This window comes from Burkholderia sp. JP2-270, from assembly GCF_003233675.1.
Classification (GTDB): domain Bacteria; phylum Pseudomonadota; class Gammaproteobacteria; order Burkholderiales; family Burkholderiaceae; genus Burkholderia; species Burkholderia pyrrocinia_C.
The window spans coordinates 2,921,564-2,938,431 of record NZ_CP029825.1 but is presented as its reverse complement, the minus strand read 5'-3'; the positions used below and the strand labels follow the sequence as shown (position 1 = coordinate 2,938,431).

Below are 16,868 nucleotides of genomic sequence, written 5' to 3'. Positions count from 1 at the left end.
ACATCATTGCATCGATTCGTCCGCTACAGCATGCTGCGCGGCCGCACCATCGTCCCGTCGACGAAACGCTGCGCGCGAAACGCCGACAGGTCGAGCGACGGCACGCCCGTGTCGATCCATTCGGCAAGCAGCCGGCCGACGATCGGCCCCATCGCGAAACCGTGACCGCAGAACCCCGTCGCGATCGCGAGGCCCGACGGCGTGCCCGGCGCATCGATCACCGGAATGCCGTCGGGCAGCACGTCGATCAGGCCGGCCCATGCCTCGACGATCTGCGCATCCTTCAGCGCGGGAAAGATCGCCTTGAGCTTCGCGAGCGCGCGCGGCGCGTGCGCGCGATTCGGCTGCGGCTGCGGATCGCGCGGCTCGATCGGGCCGGCCGCGCCGTTGATGCGCGAGAGCACATCGCGCCATGCAGCCGAATTCAGGTGTAGCCGGAACTTGTCGCGCTGCGACCAGAACTCCGGCCAGAACAGGCTCAACCCGCGCAGGTGGCCGAGCGTCAGATCGACGTCGACCTGCATGTCGTCGGCGAGATTGATCGCGCCGTTCTTGCGCTGCCGGATGCCGAGGCCGTGCCCCCACACCGTCGACGCCGATACCGGCGGCACCACGTTGGTGCGCATGCAGGTGCCGCGCACGGCTTGCTGCGGCAGCCGGATGCCGACGCCGTCGAGCAGCCGGAAGCTGGTCGCGCCGGCCGCGCAGATTACGCGCCGCGTGCGGATCGTGCCGCGCTCGGTCGCGACGCCGACGACCGCGCCGCCGGCTGTCTCGATCGCCGTCACGCCGCAGCCTTCGAAGAAGCGCGCGCCGGCCTCGGTGGCACGCGCGGCGAACGCCGCGGCCACGCGGCGCGGCTCGGCCTGCCCGTCGGTCGCGGTGTACAGCCCGCCGAGCGTGCGCGCCTGCGGCGAAAGGCCGCTGACGCGCTCGTCGATCTGCGCGCGCGTCAGCGTACGCGTATCGAGCCCGTGCTCGCGCGCGACGGAGAGCCACGCGTTGAACGACGCCCAGTCCGTTTCGTTGTCCGCAATATAGAGACAGCCGCCCTGCCGCCATTCGAGATCGAAACCGAGGGTTTCCTCTAACCCCTCCCAGATCCGCATGCCGGCCATCATCAGCGGCACCTCGGCGGCTTCGCGGCCCTGCTGCCGCACGAAGCCCCACGCGCGCGTCGACTGCTGTCCGGCGATGCGCGACTTGTCGAGCACGACTGCCTTCAGGCCGCGCAGGCCCAGGTAATACGCGGCCGCGCAGCCCATGATGCCGGCGCCGGCGATCACGACGTCGGCTTCGGCCGGAAGCGCCGTTTCGGCGCGGGTCAAGGCATCGTGCAGCGGATAGATCGTCGTCATTGTTTCCTGTCGGGCGTTAATACATTCGAAGATATGGGCTGCTACGGTAACGTCGTGACACACCTTTCACACAAACGCACCTTTCATGACACTGAATGACGACCATTTTGCGGTAAAGTTATCTTTTCCGCGCGTGGCCGGTCGGCTCGCCACTGGACGTCATGAAGACTGTCCGTCGAGACTGCCGCAAGGCGTCGTTCTGAACGTCACGATCCGTTCCCGTAGCATGACCACTGAAGCAATCACCACGGATTCCCTCGCGGTTGCCGAGCGCGTGCGCGAGTTGATGACCCGCAACGGCATCGGCAAGCGCCAGCAGACCACCGAGCTGTGCCGCATCCTCGACCTGAGTTTCTCGCAAGGCCATCGTAAGCTGCGTGGCAGCAGCCCCTGGACGCTCGCGCAGATCAAGAAAGTCGCCGAAGCGTACGGCGAACCCGCCGCGCAACTGTTCGGCGCACAAACGCTCGACCCCGGCATGGTCGGCGCCTGTTCGCAGGAGGCCGTACTTTACGCGGGCGTCGCCGAGATTCCGTGCACCGCATGGATCGGCGCGCCGCTCGAAGCCGGCGCGCGCCCCGAGTTCGTCGCGTACGAACAGAACGGCCGCTGGCGCGTGCTGCGCCACACGGGCGTGCTGTACCAGAACGCGTACGACGTGCACAAGATCGAAATCTATCCGCGCCGCGCGGAGAGCGACAAGCTCGTCGTCGCCGTGATCGATCCCGATCGCGTCAGCGCGACCGAGCTGTGCCGCTATCTCGAACGGCAGGGTTTCGCGACGGCCGCGTTCGACGGCCTCGCGCCGTTCGTCGACGCGCTGCAGGGCCAGGCTTTCGATGCGGTGCTGACCGAATGGCTGTTCGACGACGGCACGGCCGCGACCGCGATCAAGGCGGTGCGTACGTCCGACAACCCGGGCGCGCCGATTTTCGTGCTGACGGGCGACCTGCTCACCGGCCGCGCGAGCGAAGCCGACATCAGCGAAGTGATTCGCACGTTCGACGTCGTCTGCTACGAAAAACCTGCACGTATGGCGATCCTCAGCGCCGATCTCGCGAAACGGCTCGCGCGCGGGTAACTTCCGCCCCTCCCCCGGACGGCCAGCGTCCGTGCGGCCGTGAACAGGTTCCTCAGTACAATAGCCGCACCTGTTCACGCCTACGCCGCCCGACTCCATGGCCCGCCTCATTCCCGACGACTGGAAAAGCCTCGCCGCGACCGGCGCGGCCGAACGCGAGCGCGAAACGCTCGCCGCGCTCGAACACGCGCTGCCCGACACCTACACCGTGTATCACGGCGTGCACTGGACGCGCGCCGACCAGGCCTTCTCGGTGTTCGGCGAGGCCGCGTTCGTCGTCGTGAGCCCGGCCGGCCGCGTGCTGCTGATCGAGCAGAAGGCCGGCTTCCTGCGCGAAACGCCGAAGGGGCTCGTGAAGGTCTACCTGCAGACCGAGCGCAACGTCGCGATCCAACTCGCGCGCACGCAGGAAACGCTGCACCGGCGCCTGACGGCCGCGCTCGGCGCGGGCGTCTACGGCGTCGAGGCGCTGCTGTACTGCCCCGACTATTCGATCCGGCAGGCATCGATCGCCGGCGTCGCGGCCGACCGCATCGTCGACGCGTCGCGCAAGGCGCAGCTCGCGCAGGTGATCCTGCAGATCCTGCCCGAGGACGACGAACGTCTCCCGAACGCGCCGAAGCTCCACCATTTCCTCGCGGACGAGCTCGCGCTCACGCCCGACACGAGCGCGCTCGTCGGGCAGGCCGGCACGCTCGTCACGCGGCTGTCGGGCGGCCTCGCCGCGTGGGCGCGCCAGCTCGAATTCGCGCCGTTCCGGCTGCGCGTCACCGGCACGGCCGGCTCGGGCAAGACGCAGCTCGCGGTGCAGGCGATGCGCGATGCCGTCGCGGCCGGCAAGCGCGTGCTCTATGTATGCTTCAACCGGCCGCTCGCCGACTACATCGCGCGCATCGCGCCGCCCGGCGCAAAGATAGCGAATTACCACCAGTTGTGCGACTGGGTCGCGCGCGACGGCGGCTATACGCCCGACTTCCAGGTGCCCGGCGAATTCGAGCGGCTCGAGACGCGCTTCGCACAGGCGCCGATCCCCGAACGCTGGCGCTTCGACGTGCTGGTCGTCGACGAAGGGCAGGATTTCCATGCGCCGTGGGCGGCCGCACTGGAGCGTTTGCTGGCGCCGGACGGCGCGTGGTGGTGGCTCGAAGATCCGCTGCAGAACCTGTACATGCGCGAGCCCGTCGCGCTGCCCGGCTGGGTCACGCTGAAGGCGCTGACGAACTACCGCAGCCCGCGCGACCTGCTCGACTTCGTGCGCGACGTCGTCGGGCGCGTCGAGCCGCTCGCGGCCGAGCTGCGCTCGGGCAGCCCGTTCGACGGGTCCGATCCGTCGGTGTCGGCCTACGGGGAAGAAGGCATGTCGGGCGACGCGTTGGCGGAAGCCTGCATCGACGCGACCAAGCGCGCGATCACGCACGCGCTGTCGCTCGGCTTCCGCAAGCAGGACATCGCGGTGCTGTCGTATCGCGGCCGCGAAGGCTCGGTGCTCGCGCCGCTCGACCAGCTCGGCCCGCACCGGATCAAGAGCTTCACCGGCAAGTACGACCTGTTCGGCAACCCCGAATATCGCGAGGGCGATGTGCTGCTCGATTCGATCTACCGCTTCAAGGGCCAGTCGGCGCCGTGCGTGATCCTCACCGAAGTCGATTTCGACACGCTCGACGCGCGTGCCGCGCGCAAGCTGTTCGTCGGCGCGACGCGCGCGACGATGAAGCTGCTGATCGTCGCGTCGTCACGCGCGGCCGCGCAACTCGCGACGGGTTGACGCAACGGGCGGGCAGCCGGCAGGCGAGTGCCCGCCGCGTCACCGCCCGTTATTCATCAAGCCACCCGGAACGCCCCCACCGCGCGACGCAACCCGTCCGCCTGCTCCTCCAGCGACGACGCCGCAGCCGCGGCCTGCTCGACGAGCGCCGCATTCTGCTGCGACACCTGATCCATCTGCGACACCGCGCGGTTCACCTGCTCGATCCCGTCGCGTTGCTCGTTCGACGCGGCCGCGATCTCGGTCATGATCCCCGTCACGCGCCCGATCGCCTGCTGGATGTCCTGCATCGTCGCGCCGGCCACGCCGACGAGCCGCGAGCCGTTCGCGACGCGCTCGACCGATTCGCCGATCAGCGTGCGGATCTCCTTCGCGGCGGACGCCGAGCGTTGCGCGAGCGTGCGCACCTCGCCCGCGACCACCGCGAAGCCGCGGCCCTGCTCGCCCGCGCGCGCGGCTTCGACCGCCGCATTCAGCGCGAGGATGTTGGTCTGGAACGCGATCCCCTCGATCGTGCCGATGATGTCGGCGACCTTCTGCGAGCTCTGGTCGATCTCGTTCATCGTGCCGATCACCTCGCCGACCACCGTCGCGCCGCGCGTCGCGATCTCGCTCGCGCTGTCCGCGCATGCCTGCGCCTCGAGCGCATGATCGGCGTTCTGCTTCACGGTCGCGGTCAGTTGCTCCATGCTCGCGGCCGTCTCCTGCAGCGCCGACGCCTGTTCCTCGGTGCGTTGCGAGAGATCGGTGTTGCCGGCCGCGATCTGGTGCGTCGCCGTCGAGATCGCTTCCGAACCCTGGCTGACCTGGCGCACCGTGTCCGCGAGGCTGCGCTGCATGCCCGTCACGCCCTCGACCAGTTCGGCCATCTCGTCGCGCGACGACCAGCGCACTTCCGATGTCAGGTCGCCGTCCGACAGGCGGCGGAAATGCGACAGCAGCCGATTCACCGGCTGCGTGATCGCGTAATGCAGGCCGATCGCGCAGCCGAGGCACGCGGCCAGACCGAACGCGATGCCCGCGATCGCGCCTGCGCGCATCCAGCCGTAATAGGTCTGCGCGGTGTCGTAGACATCCTTGCCGCGCGCCGCCTGGTACGCATCGAGCGCATCGGTCGCCTGCGTGAGCGCGACCGACAGCGGCGGCGCGACCGACATCAGCAAGCGGTCGGCCTCGTCGCGCCTGCCATCGCGAATCGCGTCGATCAGCGGCTTCAGCGCCTGCCCGATCAGCGCCTGGCGCGCGGCGTCGAGACGGCTCGCGAGCGGGCCTTCGTCGCCGTCGTGCGGCATCGCCGCGTAGCCGCGCCAGGCGGTGTCGGCCTTCGCGAGATAGCTCTCGGCCTTCTTGACGAGATCGGGCGCTTCCTGCGCTTCCGGATGCAGCAGCGCGCGGTCGAGCGTCGTGCGCACGACCGTCAGGTTCAGGCTCGCCGTGGACAGCGCGGTCTTCGCAGCCAGTTGCTTCGTATAGGCCTCGTCGAGCGCGCGGTTCGAGCTCTGCATGCCGGCGAGGCCGATCAGCCCCGACACGACGAGCAGCGCGGCGACGAGACCGAGCGTGGAGAAAATCCGCGTACGGATCGAGAAACGGGAAAACAGGGCGTTCAGGTTCATGACGGGACGTGAGCGATGAAAAGTGCCGCGGCAATCGGTCCGCGGCACTCTGGATTACGGTTTGCCTGCAGAAAACTTGAGTCCGGCCCCGCTTTTCGTCTGATCCCGGTCAATTTTTCGCACCGGCAATCTTCTGTTACGGCTGCAACATACCGAGGCTGGGCAGAAATTGACTAGTCAATCATTGGTCGCTATATTTCGACCAACTCCCTGCCATGGCAGATATCTCGATGACAACCGACACCCTCCTTACCCCGCCAGCCGCCGAGACGGCCCGCCGCGACGCGCCGACCGGGCTGATCGTCGCCGCGCTGCTGCTCGTCATGCTGCTGTCCGCGCTCGACCAGACGATCGTGTCGACCGCGCTGCCGACGATCGTCGGCGAGCTCGGCGGCCTCGACCAGTTGTCGTGGGTCGTCACCGCGTACCTGCTGTCGTCCACCGTCGTGCTGCCGCTGTACGGCAAGCTCGGCGACCTGTACGGCCGCAAGATCGTGCTGCAGGCCGCGGTCGTGCTGTTCCTCGCGGGCTCCGCGCTGTGCGGGATCGCGCAGGACATGACGCAGCTGATCGTGCTGCGCGCGCTGCAGGGGCTCGGCGGCGGCGGCCTGATGGTCGTCACGATGGCGGCGATAGGCGATCTGGTCCCGCCGGATCGCCGGGCGCGCTATCAGGGGATGTTCGGCGGCGTTTACGGCCTCGCGACGATCGTCGGCCCGCTGCTCGGCGGCTTTCTGGTCGAGCACCTGTCGTGGCGCTGGATCTTCACGATCAACCTGCCGCTCGGCTTTCTCGCGCTCGCGGTGATCGGCATCGCGTTCCGGCCGCACACCGCGCACGTGAAGCACCGGATCGACTACATGGGCGCCGCGTTCCTCGCGACGGCCCTCACCTGCGTGATCCTGTTCACGAGCGAAGGCGGCTCGCTGCTGCCGTGGACGTCGCCGCAACTGTGGATGACGCTCGTGCTCGGCCTTGTCGCGATCGGCGGCTTCATCTACGAAGAGCGGCTCGCGGCCGAGCCGATCATTCCGCTCGAACTGTTCCGCCATCGCACCTTCGTGCTGGTCGGCCTGATCGGCTTCGTGGTCGGCACCGCGCTGTTCGGCTCGGTCACGTTCATTCCGCTCTACCTGCAGGTCGTGAAAGGCTCGACGCCGTCGCAGGCCGGAATGCAGCTGCTGCCGATGATGGGCGGGATGCTCGCGATGTCGGTGATCAGCGGCCGGCTGATCTCGCGGCTCGGCTCGTACCGGATCTTTCCGATCGTCGGCACGCTGATCGGCGGGATCGCGCTGGCGCTGCTGTCGACGCTGTCGCTCGATACGCCGCTGCAGACGATGTACGCGTACATGGCGCTGCTCGGGATCGGCCTCGGGATGGTAATGCCCGTGCTCACGCTCGCGGTGCAGAACACGGTCGAGTTCCGGCACATGGGCGTCGCGACATCGGGCGCGACGCTGTTCCGCTCGATCGGCAGCTCGATCGGCGTCGCGGCATTCGGCGCGCTGTTCTCGCACGGGCTGCAGGCGCGGATGCTGCGGGCGCTGCCGGCCGGCACGGAGCTGCCGCCGGCGCTCGGCCCCGGTGTCGTGCACCAGTTGCCGGACGCGGTGCGCGACGCGTACCTGCATGCGTTCGCGGGCTCGCTGCACGTCGTGTATCTGGCGGCGGCGACCGTGGTCGCGATCGCGTTCGTGCTCGCGTGGTTCGTCGAGGATGCGCCGCTGCGCACGCACAACTGATCGGCATGCGAGCCGCGCCGCGGCCGGCACCGGAAGCGCGCCACGCCGCGACTTTTGGCCCGTTGCCCCGCATCGCGACCGATCCGCCGCGGCCCGTCGTTACGGCACCAGCACCACCGCGCCCGTCGTCGCACGCGACTCCAGCAGCCGGTGCGCATCGGCCGCCTGTTCGAGCGGCAGCCGCGCGCCGATCTCCACGTGCATCCCGCCTGCCAGCCGTTCGAGCGTCGCGCGCGCGGCTTCGCGATACCCCGTGACGTCGCGCGCGATGAAACCGAGCACGCTCGGCCGCGCGAGCGCGATCGAGCGGGCCGGCCCCAGCTCGTCGAGATCGACCGTCTGGCGCGTACCGATCGCGGCAACCTGCCCGATGCTCGCGACCATTCCGAACGGACGGATCGCGCCGAGCGTGCGCGTCAGCACGTCGCCGCCGATCCCGTCGATCGCGTAATCGACACCCGTGCCGCCGCCGAACGCGCGCGCGGCCGCGACGAAATCCTCCTCGCGATAATCGACGACCGCGTCGGCGCCATGCGTGCGCACGAGCGCGGCTTTCGCGGCCGACCCGACCGTGCCGATCACCCGCGCGCCGAGCGCGCGCGCCCACTGCGTCGCGAGCAGGCCGACGCCGCCGGCCGCCGCATGCACGAGCACCGTGTCACCGGCGCCGACCTGCCGGACGCGATGCAACAACATGTAGACGGTGATTCCTTTCAGCAATCCGGCGGCGACCGCGTCGTCGCTCAGGCCGTCGGGTATCGGCAGCACGCGCCCGGCCGGCATCGTGCGCAGGCTCGCATAACTGCCGGTCGGCATGCCCGCATACGCGACGCGCTGGCCCGGCACGAGATCCGTCACGCCGGGCCCGACCGCGTCGATCACGCCGGCCGCCTCGACGCCGAGCGCGTCCGGCAGCGCGGGCAATGCGTGCGCCCCCGTCCTGAAATAGATGTCGACGAAATTCACGCCGACGGCGGTCTGGCGAATCCGCACCTCGCCGGCGGCGGGCGGCGCGACGGGCGTGTCGACGCGGCGCAGCACGCCGGCGTCGCCGTAGCGGTCGATCCCGATCCGGATGGCGGTAGCAGTTTGGGTCATGACGTTCCTCGCAATCGAATGAAGTGACACGATCATCCCATCGTGCATAATCGACCGGAATTCCCGTTAAACGCCCAACTACTGTGCAAAATTCGACCGATCAGGATCCCGTTCCCGCGTCCGCGCTGCCGATGAGCTGGGACGACATCCGCACCTTCCTCGCGGTGATGCGCGGCGGCAGCCTGTCGGCCGCCGCACGCGCGCTGCAGGTCCAGCATTCGACCGTCGCGCGGCGCATCGACGCGCTGGAATCCGCGCTCGGCATCCGGCTGTTCGACCGGCTGCCGCGCGGCTGGCCGCCGACCGACGAAGGGCTGCACCTCGCCGAGCACGCCGCGCGCGTCGAAACCGATGCACATGCGTTCGCGCGCGCCGCGCAGGGTGCGGCGGCGCTCGACGGCGTCGTGCGCGTGTCGGCCTCGCCGGTGTTCGCCAGCCATTTCCTCGCGCCGCGGCTCGCCCGCGCGCAGCGCGCATGGCCGGCGCTGCGGATCGACCTGATGGGCGAGATGCATGCGGCGAACCTGTATGCGCGCGAAGCCGATCTCGCCGTGCGGCTGTCGCGGCCGAGCGAGCCGGGGCTCGCCGCGCGCCGGCTCGGCACGATGCGCTTCGCGCTGTGCGCGTCTCCGGAATGGGCGGACGCGCCGCCCGACACCTGGCCGTTCGTCGGCTACGACGACGCGCTCGCGCAGACACCGCAGCAGCAATGGCTCGAACGCTTCGCGGCCGGGCGCCGTTTCGCGTTCGTCGCGAACGACCTCGCGGCGCTGCATCGCGCGTGCGTCGCCGGCGCGGGGGTCGCGCTGTTGCCGCGGTTTCTCGTCGACGATTCGCTCGCCGAAGCCGGTGCGGCACCGTCGTCCGCACCCGCGCCGCTCGTCGAGCTGACTTCCGCGCCGCGCTGCGACATCGAGCGCGAGATCTGGCTCGTCGTCCATCCGGACGTGCGCCGCTCGCCGCGCGTGCAACGCGTCGCAGACGCGATCGCGGACGCGGTGCGCGCGGCGGACGGGCGACTCTGACGCCTCAACCCCTTCGGAACCGCCGTTGCGGTCCGGCCGTGATCCCCCGCTGGCTGCGCCCCGCCGATGCGCCGCTCAGGACGGACAGGCAACGCCTGACGCTCGCCGGCGCTGGCCGGGCGATCGCGATGCGACGCCGAGCGCCGATGATCGATCAGGCCGACCGCGACGGCCGATGCCAGCGCGGGCAGCCCGATCGCCATGAAGTTCTGTTCCAGCGGCAGATCGATGCCGACCAGCAAACCGATGACGATCGGCGCCAGGATCGCGCCGCTGCGGCGCACGCCCAGCGTTCAGCCGATGCCGGTCGAGCGGATCGCCATCGGATGGAACTGCCCGGCATACGCGCAATTGACGATCTGCGTGCCGATCGTCGACGCACCCGCGAGGCCGACCAGCACGAACAGCAGCGCGGCCGGCGTCAGCCTGCGGACGCTGAACGCGCTGTGCCGGCGCTACCACGGCGCGACCCCGATGGAACTGCTGCGCAACATCCGGCTGGACGCCGCACGCGTGCAGTTGCTGACCGACCCGGTGGCCAGCATCACCGATACGGCGCTGACGTTCGGTTTCGGGCACCTCGGCCGCTTTTCCGCGTACGACTTCGCCCGCTTCGACGAGTTGCCGCGCGACCCGCAGAAGAAGCGGCCGCCGAACTGAACGCCGCGGCGCCGGGAATGCGGCCGCCGCTTTACGCGCCAGGCGATCGCCCGCATAGTCATGGTTTGCCCGCATCCCCACCCTGCCGCCCCGTCGCCATGTCTGATACGTCAGCCGCCTGCATCGTCCGCGATTCGACCGAAGCCGATCTCGCCGCCATCCACGCGATCTATGCGCACCACGTCCGCCACGGCGTCTCGTCGTTCGAGGAAACGCCGCCCGACGCCGCCGAGCTGCGCGCGCGCCGCGACGCGGTACTGCACCACGGGCTGCCGTATCTCGTCGCCGAATGCGGCGGCCGCGTGGCCGGCTACGCGTACGCGACGCCGTACCGCACGCGCAGTGCATACCGCTTCACGATCGAGGATTCGATCTACGTCGACGATGCGCAGCGCGGGCGCGGGATCGGCCGCGCACTGCTCGCGGCGCTGATCGCGCGCTGCGAGGCCGGCCCGTGGCGGCAGATGATCGCGGTGATCGCCGACGGCGGCACGGGTGGCTCGACGTCGCTGCATCGCGCGCTCGGCTTCGAGCCGGCCGGCACGCTGAAGGCGGTCGGCTTCAAGCACGGCCGCTGGATCGACACGGCGCTGCTGCAGCGCCCGCTCGGCGACGGCGCACGCACGCTCCCCGCGTCGCCCGAGCCCGCCGCGTCGCGCTAGAATGGCCGCATGTCAAAACAGACTCATTCCATCCCTGACGAGGCCGCGGCGGATTCCCGCAACGAGTACACTGTCGACGAACTGGCGCGCGTGTCCGACACGACCGTGCGCAACGTCCGCGCGTACCAGGATCGCGGTTTGCTCGCGCCGCCCGAGAAGCGCGGGCGCGTCGGCATCTACGACGACACGCACGTCGCGCGCCTGAAGCTGATCAACCACCTGCTCGCGCGCGGCTATACGCTGTCGAACATCCAGGACCTGATCAAGGCGATCGACGAAGGCCACGACCTGCGCTCGATCCTCGGCCTCGAAAACGCGATCGGCGGCCGCTGGTCGCATGAACTGCCGAAAACCTATTCGCTCGCCGCGCTCGCGCAGATGTTCGGCACGCAGGCGACCACGCAGCTTTCGCGCGTGACCGAGCTCGGCCTGCTCGAACGGCACGGCCTGTCGTTCGTCGCGAAGAGCCCCGCGCTGCTCGAGGCGGCCGCCGCGATGACGAAGGAAGGGATCCCGCCGCGCGAGCTGCTCGACGTGATCAGCCTCGCGCGGCCGCATTTCGACGCGATCGCGCGGCTGCTCGTCGATCTCGTCGTGAAGCGGCTCGACCGCTACGACGCCGACACGCTGCCGCCCGCCACCGACGTACCCGAACTGGTCGACGCGATCTGGCGCCTGCGCCCGCTCGCAGCCGTGTTCGTCGAGGGCGAAACGAACCGCGCGCTCGAAACCGCGGCGAGCGCGTATCTCGGCGGCCGCGTTGCGACGATTCTCGACAAGAAGCTCAGCGACGACGAGGCCGCGCGCCAGTCCGGCACGCCCGATACGCAAGGCGACGACGACAAAGCATAGGGCCGCCGCCGTCATATTCTTATCGGCAATGCTTCGTTTGCGGGCGCAACCGCCCATGCGACGATTCTTCCAACCGAGCGGCACCGGCCGCTCTCCCGAAGACGTTTCGCATGGAGTCCGTTCGATGATTCGTTTCACCCGCTGGATCACCCGCACCGCCGCCGTCACGCTCGTCGCGCTGTCCGCCGCGTCGGCCTTCGCGCAGGGCGGCGCCGACAAGGTCGTGCGCATCGGCTATCAAAAGGCCGGCCTGCTGTCGATCATCAAGGCGCAGGGCTCGCTCGAAGCGCGGCTCAAGCCGCTCGGCTACAACGTGCAGTGGTTCGAATTCCCCGCCGGCCCGCAACTGCTCGAAGCGCTGAACGCGAACAGCATCGACTTCGGCTACACGGGCGCGCCGCCGCCCGTGTTTGCGCAGGCAGCAGGCGTGCGCTTCGTGTACGTCGGCGCGGAACCGCCGTCGCCGCACAACGAAGCCGTGTTCGTGAAGGCCGATTCGCCGATCCGCTCGCTCGCCGAGCTGCGCGGCAAGAAGGTCGCGCTGCAGAAAGGCTCGAGCGCGAACTACCTGCTGCTGGAAGCGCTGAAGAAGGCCGGCGTGCGCTACGACGAGATCCGCCCCGTGTACCTGCCGCCCGCCGACGCGCGCGCCGCGTTCGAAAGCGGCAACGTCGACGCGTGGGCCGTCTGGGATCCGTATTACGCGGCCGCGCAGAATTCGCTGAAGATCCGCACGCTGTCCGACTACATGGGCCTCACGCCCGCAAACAACTTCTACGAGGCGACACGCGATTTCGCGGAGCAGCATGCCGACGTGGTCGGCGCGATCCTGAAGCAGGCACACGAGACGGGCCTGTGGGTCAACGGGCATCCGGCCGAGACCGCCGCGCTGATCGCGCCGAAGGTCGGACTACCGCTGCCGCTCGTCGAGACGTGGATCAAGCGCGTGCCGTTCGGTGCGGTGCCGGTCGACGAAAAGATCATCGCGGTTCAGCAGGGTGTCGCCGATGCGTTTTATGCAGCGAAGCTGATTCCACAGAAGCTGAGTGTTGCGGACAATGCTTGGAGCGATAAACGCGTGGCGAGCGCGCTCGCCGCGAAGTAACGCTCGACACGGCACAACGCGCACTCATTCGAGAAACGCCGACGGGCACCCTGCCCGTCGGCGTTTTTGGGTTCTTCTCGAATTTTCGGGGAACGTGGGGCGAACTGTCAGCGTTCGGCCAGTTGCAGCTGCTCGCTATCCGCCGAAGACGATCTGCGGATAGCGACGTCGAGAGACCTCCATCTGGAAACGGCGCAGCCCTAAGCCTTGAGATCTGTTGCCGCGAGACTCTGATCTTCTCTTGGCCGAAGGATTTTTTCGACGAGCCGAGCCGACATATGACGGCTCAGTAGTCTCTGCAAGTTCGCCAGCAGCCGATTTCGCGCCCCCACAACCCGATAGCTCAGATTGCGATCGAGCGCCCACAACGCATCCCGCACCACGTTCGCGACCGGCATCGGCACGCCGACAGCAGCCTCCTTCGCGCCAACAACGTCGAAAAAGGCCGTTTGCGTCGCGCCAGGACATAGCGCGACGACCCGGATGCCCCGATGCCGGTTCTCAGCCCAAACAGCTTCCGAAAATGACAGGAGAAAGGCCTTCGTCGCGCCGTAGACGGCCATATACGGATCGGGCTGGAATGCCGCGGTTGACGCGACGTTGATGACTGCGCCATCGGATCGCGCTTGCATCCCCGGCAGCAGAAGATGAGTCAGCTCGATCGCGGCGATGCAGTTCACCAGAACTTCATCGCGCTGGCGCGTCAACGGAATCGTTTCAAAGCGCCCGTAAGCTGCGAAGCCCGCATTGTTGATCAGCACATCGACGAACGTGCCGGTCTCCTTCAGATGACGATCGATCGTGTCGACGGCGTCGGCCGCGCTCAGGTCGACCGTCAGAAAATCGGCGTCGCACGCATAGTCGCGTCGCAGTTCCGCGGCCAGATCGCGCAGCTTGTCGTGAGAGCGTGCGACCAGCAGGAGTCTCGCACCGCGTTCGGCCAACGCATAGGCAAACGCGCGTCCGATACCCGACGATGCACCGGTGACGAGTGCTGTTTTTCCGCCAAAATCGAATGATTTACTCATAGCTTGCTGATGGAGTGGAACGGGAGTTTGCACTCTAAACCGTTGACTATAGGCAACGGTCAAGCGTAAATGACGCTCCACGACATTGATTGGAGGCAGCATGCGCATCGGCGAGCTATGCAAGCGGGCGGGTGTATCGCGCGACACCGTCCGTTACTACGAGCGCATGGGTCTGCTGGACAAAGCAACGCAACCTAACGCGACGAACACTTACAAGCGCTATTCAGAACTTTCGTTACAGCGGATAAGGCTGATCGTCCACGCGAAGGCGTTGGGCTTCACGCTGGCGGAAATTCGCGACGTTGTCCATGTATGGGAAAGTCCGACGTTCGGCGTTGACCAAAAGGTCGCGTGCCTGCAAGCAAAACTCGCCGAACTCGACGCCAAGAGTCTTGCGTTGATCACGCTGCGAACAGGGCTGCTGAATGCGTTGGCCAAAGTTGGCAGCGATTGTGTCGAAGAAGAAATAGCGTGATGAATCGCGGCCGTGCAAGTGTCATGCTGCGCCGAACAGGAACGTCAATGGCCGCTTTGGGTTGCGGATTCCACCCGTCGATGCAACACACTTGAGGCTGCATGGCAGCAAGGCGTGTTGCAATGACGGGTTGAATGCGCAGTTGGAAAGCACCATCAAGGAATTCCGCGTTGAACTTTTTTGCTTGACCCACGGCGGGCAATCAGCATACGGCCATCGATCCGGCGAAGTCACGCGCAGCGCATGAAGAAAAGCCGGCGGGGCCCCTACCCGCCGGCCTTTCGCATCGCGTGACCGTGCGCGCAGCCCTACTTCAATGCACCCGCCACCTTCTTCTGCCGCCACAGACACAGCAAATCGCACGCGACATGCGCGGCCGCGATCGCAGTAATGTCCGCATGATCATAAGCAGGCGCGACCTCGACGACATCCGCCCCAACCAGATTCACCGCCCCGAGCGCACGCACGATCGCCAGCGCCTGCGCGGACGACAGCCCGCCCGCGACCGGCGTGCCCGTGCCGGGCGCGAACGCCGGATCGAGGCAGTCGATGTCGAACGTCAGGTACGCGGGCCGCGCGCCGACGATGTCGACGATCCGCTCGACCGCCGCGCGCGAACCATGATCGTGCACCCACGCAGCATCGAGCCGCTCGATCCCGAGAAAATCATCGTTCCACGTGCGGATGCCGACCTGCACCGACGTCGCGGGATCGATCAGCCCTTCCTTCACCGCCTTGTAGAACATCGTGCCGTGATTGAGGCTGTCCGGATCGTCGTCGGCCCACGTATCGCAGTGCGCGTCGAAATGGATCAGCGACAGCGGCTTGCCGTAGCGCTCCGCGTGCGCGACCAGCAGCGGATACGTGATGTAGTGGTCGCCGCCGAGCGTCAGCATCTTCGCGCCCGAGCGCAGGATCGTGCGCGCATGCTCGACGATCGCGGGCTTGATCGACAGCGGGTTGTGCGCATCGAACCAGCAGTCGCCGTAGTCGACGGCCGCGAGATCGTCGAACGGATCGAAGCCCCACGGATACGGATTGAGCTCCGCGAGCTGCACGCTCGCCGCGCGGATCGCGGCCGGGCCGAGCCGCGCGCCCGAGCGATAGGTGGTCGCGAGGTCGAGCGGCACGCCGGAAATCGCGACGTCGACGCCGTCGAGCTCGCGCGAATAGTTGCGGCGCATGAACGACAGCACGCCCGCATAGGTGTTTTCGATGGAGGAGCCGTACGGCGTCGTGCGACGGATCGCGCCGTCGCCATGGAGAAGTTCGGTCATGGTCGGACCTGTTTTAGTCGGAGCCGGCTCCGCCCCGCATTGCATGGGCGCGCGGGCCGGGCACGGCGTGGATTCATCGGGCACGCATCGGCTTGCGCATCCAGTCGCGCGGCCGGGCGGGACAACGACAACGGCAATACCGCGGCGATCATAGCAAGCCGAATTGGAGCCGTTGCCCCGGTTCAGCAGGGGCAACGCGTTGAAAAAATCCAGCGGCAACGCCCGCGCATCGCCACCCGGCAGCACCGGATCGCGGCGGCGGGCACACACCTGCACGTGCCATCCCGACCGCGTCCTAGAAGGATTCGCCGGTTTTCGCCCGCCCTTTCTTCCGGATAATGGCCGCAGCCGCGCCCTCGACGGCGCGCCGTCCACCGCAGACAACAACAAACCGGAGACACCCGCCTTGATCGCCACGCTTCCCGCCACCTACCGCCGGCTCTGGCCGCTCGCCGTCGCCGCGGCGCTGCTGTACGGGCTGTCGCTCGCCGCCGCACCCTATCCGGGCCAGGCCGCCGCGAAAGCCGCGATGGGCCTCCTGCTGCTCGCGGCGGGCAGCACCTGCGGCGCGGCGCGCGAACGTGCGTGGCTGTGCGCGGCGCTCGCGACGGCCGTGCTCGGCGACGTACTGCTCGCGCTGCCCGACTGGCCGCTGTCGTTCGTCCTCGGCCTCGGCGCGTTCCTGCTCACGCATCTGTTCTATTGCGCGATTTTCTTCCGCTGGCGCGCGCGGCCGCACGGCTGGCGCATCGTCGCGCTGGTCGTGCTGTGGATCGCCGCGCCGGCGTTCTACCTCGCCTTCCTGCCGCACCTCGGCGAGCTGCTGGCGCCGGTCGCCGTCTACATGCTCGTGCTGTGCGCGATGGCGAGCGTCGCGCTCGCCGCCCGCACGCATGGCGCGCTGGTAGCCGTCGGCAGCCTGATCTTCGTCGGCTCCGATACGCTGATCGGCGTCGGCCGGTTCCTCGGCGGTTTTCCAGGCATCGACTACCTGATCTGGGGCCTCTACGCGCTCGCGCAGGTCACGATCGTGGCCGGGGTTTTCCATGAGACGGCCGCCCGATCGATCCGCCCCTGATTCCGTTTCAAACAGACCGCCGCACGCCGGCGGTCTCGTCTCC

The 16,868-nt window shown here is 68.1% G+C and carries 14 protein-coding genes and 2 pseudogenes; 10 read left to right on the top strand and 6 right to left on the bottom strand.

The features are described 5' to 3' along the window. Positions 1-23: 23 nt before the first annotated feature. Positions 24-1,358, bottom strand: a complete 1,335-nt coding sequence (locus tag DM992_RS31440) for an FAD-binding oxidoreductase (RefSeq protein WP_111020019.1) — start codon at positions 1,356-1,358, stop codon at positions 24-26. A gap of 226 nt (positions 1,359-1,584) precedes the next feature. Here DM992_RS31440 and DM992_RS31435 point away from each other — a divergent pair, with 226 nt between their 5' ends. Beyond that, positions 1,585-2,439 carry a helix-turn-helix domain-containing protein gene (locus DM992_RS31435; RefSeq protein WP_034180325.1) on the top strand — a complete coding sequence of 285 codons (855 nt, stop codon included), beginning with the start codon at positions 1,585-1,587 and terminating at the stop codon, positions 2,437-2,439. A 97-nt stretch (positions 2,440-2,536) separates the two neighbouring features. Next, entirely contained in the window at positions 2,537-4,204 is a 1,668-nt protein-coding gene (locus tag DM992_RS31430; RefSeq protein WP_111020018.1) for an ATP-dependent helicase, read from the top strand. Positions 4,205-4,260: 56 nt separating this feature from the next. Here DM992_RS31430 and DM992_RS31425 read toward each other — a convergent pair whose 3' ends face one another. Beyond that, on the bottom strand, positions 4,261-5,820 hold the full coding sequence (locus DM992_RS31425) for a methyl-accepting chemotaxis protein (RefSeq protein ID WP_111020017.1): 1,560 nt from the start codon (positions 5,818-5,820) through the stop codon (positions 4,261-4,263). Between the two features lie 230 nt (positions 5,821-6,050). Between DM992_RS31425 and DM992_RS31420 the strand changes: the two genes are divergently transcribed. Next, positions 6,051-7,565 (top strand): MDR family MFS transporter, encoded by a 1,515-nt coding sequence (locus DM992_RS31420; RefSeq protein WP_111020504.1) that lies wholly within the window; start codon positions 6,051-6,053, stop codon positions 7,563-7,565. A 99-nt stretch (positions 7,566-7,664) separates the two neighbouring features. Here the strand turns inward: DM992_RS31420 and DM992_RS31415 are convergent, their stop codons facing one another. Then, complete coding sequence (locus DM992_RS31415) at positions 7,665-8,663, bottom strand: quinone oxidoreductase (RefSeq protein ID WP_111020502.1); 999 nt, start codon at positions 8,661-8,663, stop codon at positions 7,665-7,667. Positions 8,664-8,794: 131 nt separating this feature from the next. Here DM992_RS31415 and DM992_RS31410 point away from each other — a divergent pair, with 131 nt between their 5' ends. Then, a complete protein-coding gene (locus DM992_RS31410) occupies positions 8,795-9,688 on the top strand; it encodes a LysR family transcriptional regulator (RefSeq protein WP_111020503.1) in 894 nt (297 codons plus the stop codon). Positions 9,689-9,813: 125 nt separating this feature from the next. On the opposite strand, the pseudogene DM992_RS42985 reads toward DM992_RS31410, so the two are convergent. Next, positions 9,814-10,098, bottom strand: a pseudogene (locus DM992_RS42985) (MFS transporter); the annotation flags it as partial. Here DM992_RS42985 and DM992_RS31400 point away from each other — a divergent pair. The 4 genes and pseudogenes from DM992_RS31400 to DM992_RS31385 form a co-directional block, all read left to right on the top strand. After that, positions 10,094-10,348: pseudogene (locus tag DM992_RS31400) on the top strand (helix-turn-helix domain-containing protein); the annotation flags it as partial. The pseudogenes DM992_RS42985 and DM992_RS31400 sit on opposite strands and share 5 nt — an antisense overlap. A 98-nt stretch (positions 10,349-10,446) precedes the next feature. Beyond that, positions 10,447-11,010, top strand: coding sequence for a GNAT family N-acetyltransferase (locus DM992_RS31395; protein ID WP_111020016.1), 564 nt, complete (start codon positions 10,447-10,449; stop codon positions 11,008-11,010). 9 nt (positions 11,011-11,019) lie between these two features. After that, positions 11,020-11,862 carry a MerR family transcriptional regulator gene (locus tag DM992_RS31390; protein WP_111020015.1) on the top strand — a complete coding sequence of 281 codons (843 nt, stop codon included), beginning with the start codon at positions 11,020-11,022 and terminating at the stop codon, positions 11,860-11,862. 124 nt (positions 11,863-11,986) lie between these two features. After that, entirely contained in the window at positions 11,987-12,967 is a 981-nt protein-coding gene (locus DM992_RS31385; protein WP_111020014.1) for a sulfonate ABC transporter substrate-binding protein, read from the top strand. Positions 12,968-13,167: 200 nt separating this feature from the next. On the opposite strand, the gene DM992_RS31380 is transcribed toward DM992_RS31385, so the two are convergent. Beyond that, entirely contained in the window at positions 13,168-13,995 is an 828-nt protein-coding gene (locus DM992_RS31380) for an SDR family oxidoreductase (RefSeq protein ID WP_111020013.1), read from the bottom strand. Between the two features lie 100 nt (positions 13,996-14,095). Here DM992_RS31380 and DM992_RS31375 point away from each other — a divergent pair, with 100 nt between their 5' ends. Further along, positions 14,096-14,470 (top strand): MerR family transcriptional regulator, encoded by a 375-nt coding sequence (locus DM992_RS31375; protein WP_111020012.1) that lies wholly within the window; start codon positions 14,096-14,098, stop codon positions 14,468-14,470. 308 nt (positions 14,471-14,778) lie between these two features. Here the strand turns inward: DM992_RS31375 and speB are convergent, their stop codons facing one another. Further along, positions 14,779-15,747, bottom strand: coding sequence for an agmatinase (gene speB, locus DM992_RS31370; RefSeq protein ID WP_096474026.1), 969 nt, complete (start codon positions 15,745-15,747; stop codon positions 14,779-14,781). Positions 15,748-16,153: 406 nt separating this feature from the next. Between speB and DM992_RS31365 the strand changes: the two genes are divergently transcribed. Then, complete coding sequence (locus tag DM992_RS31365) at positions 16,154-16,825, top strand: lysoplasmalogenase (RefSeq protein WP_111020011.1); 672 nt, start codon at positions 16,154-16,156, stop codon at positions 16,823-16,825. The last annotated feature ends 43 nt before the right edge of the window (positions 16,826-16,868 follow it).

What these genes read in the sequence shown, in the direction of transcription:
- DM992_RS31440 (WP_111020019.1), bottom strand. Translation starts at nt 1,358, where the DNA reads ATGACGACGATCTATCCGCTGCACGATGCCTTGACCCGCGCCGAAACG.
- DM992_RS31435 (WP_034180325.1), top strand. Translation starts at nt 1,585, where the DNA reads ATGACCACTGAAGCAATCACCACGGATTCCCTCGCGGTTGCCGAGCGC.
- DM992_RS31430 (WP_111020018.1), top strand. Translation starts at nt 2,537, where the DNA reads ATGGCCCGCCTCATTCCCGACGACTGGAAAAGCCTCGCCGCGACCGGC.
- DM992_RS31425 (WP_111020017.1), bottom strand. Translation starts at nt 5,820, where the DNA reads ATGAACCTGAACGCCCTGTTTTCCCGTTTCTCGATCCGTACGCGGATT.
- DM992_RS31420 (WP_111020504.1), top strand. Translation starts at nt 6,051, where the DNA reads ATGACAACCGACACCCTCCTTACCCCGCCAGCCGCCGAGACGGCCCGC.
- DM992_RS31415 (WP_111020502.1), bottom strand. Translation starts at nt 8,663, where the DNA reads ATGACCCAAACTGCTACCGCCATCCGGATCGGGATCGACCGCTACGGC.
- DM992_RS31410 (WP_111020503.1), top strand. Translation starts at nt 8,795, where the DNA reads ATGAGCTGGGACGACATCCGCACCTTCCTCGCGGTGATGCGCGGCGGC.
- DM992_RS31395 (WP_111020016.1), top strand. Translation starts at nt 10,447, where the DNA reads ATGTCTGATACGTCAGCCGCCTGCATCGTCCGCGATTCGACCGAAGCC.
- DM992_RS31390 (WP_111020015.1), top strand. Translation starts at nt 11,020, where the DNA reads ATGTCAAAACAGACTCATTCCATCCCTGACGAGGCCGCGGCGGATTCC.
- DM992_RS31385 (WP_111020014.1), top strand. Translation starts at nt 11,987, where the DNA reads ATGATTCGTTTCACCCGCTGGATCACCCGCACCGCCGCCGTCACGCTC.
- DM992_RS31380 (WP_111020013.1), bottom strand. Translation starts at nt 13,995, where the DNA reads ATGAGTAAATCATTCGATTTTGGCGGAAAAACAGCACTCGTCACCGGT.
- DM992_RS31375 (WP_111020012.1), top strand. Translation starts at nt 14,096, where the DNA reads ATGCGCATCGGCGAGCTATGCAAGCGGGCGGGTGTATCGCGCGACACC.
- speB (WP_096474026.1), bottom strand. Translation starts at nt 15,747, where the DNA reads ATGACCGAACTTCTCCATGGCGACGGCGCGATCCGTCGCACGACGCCG.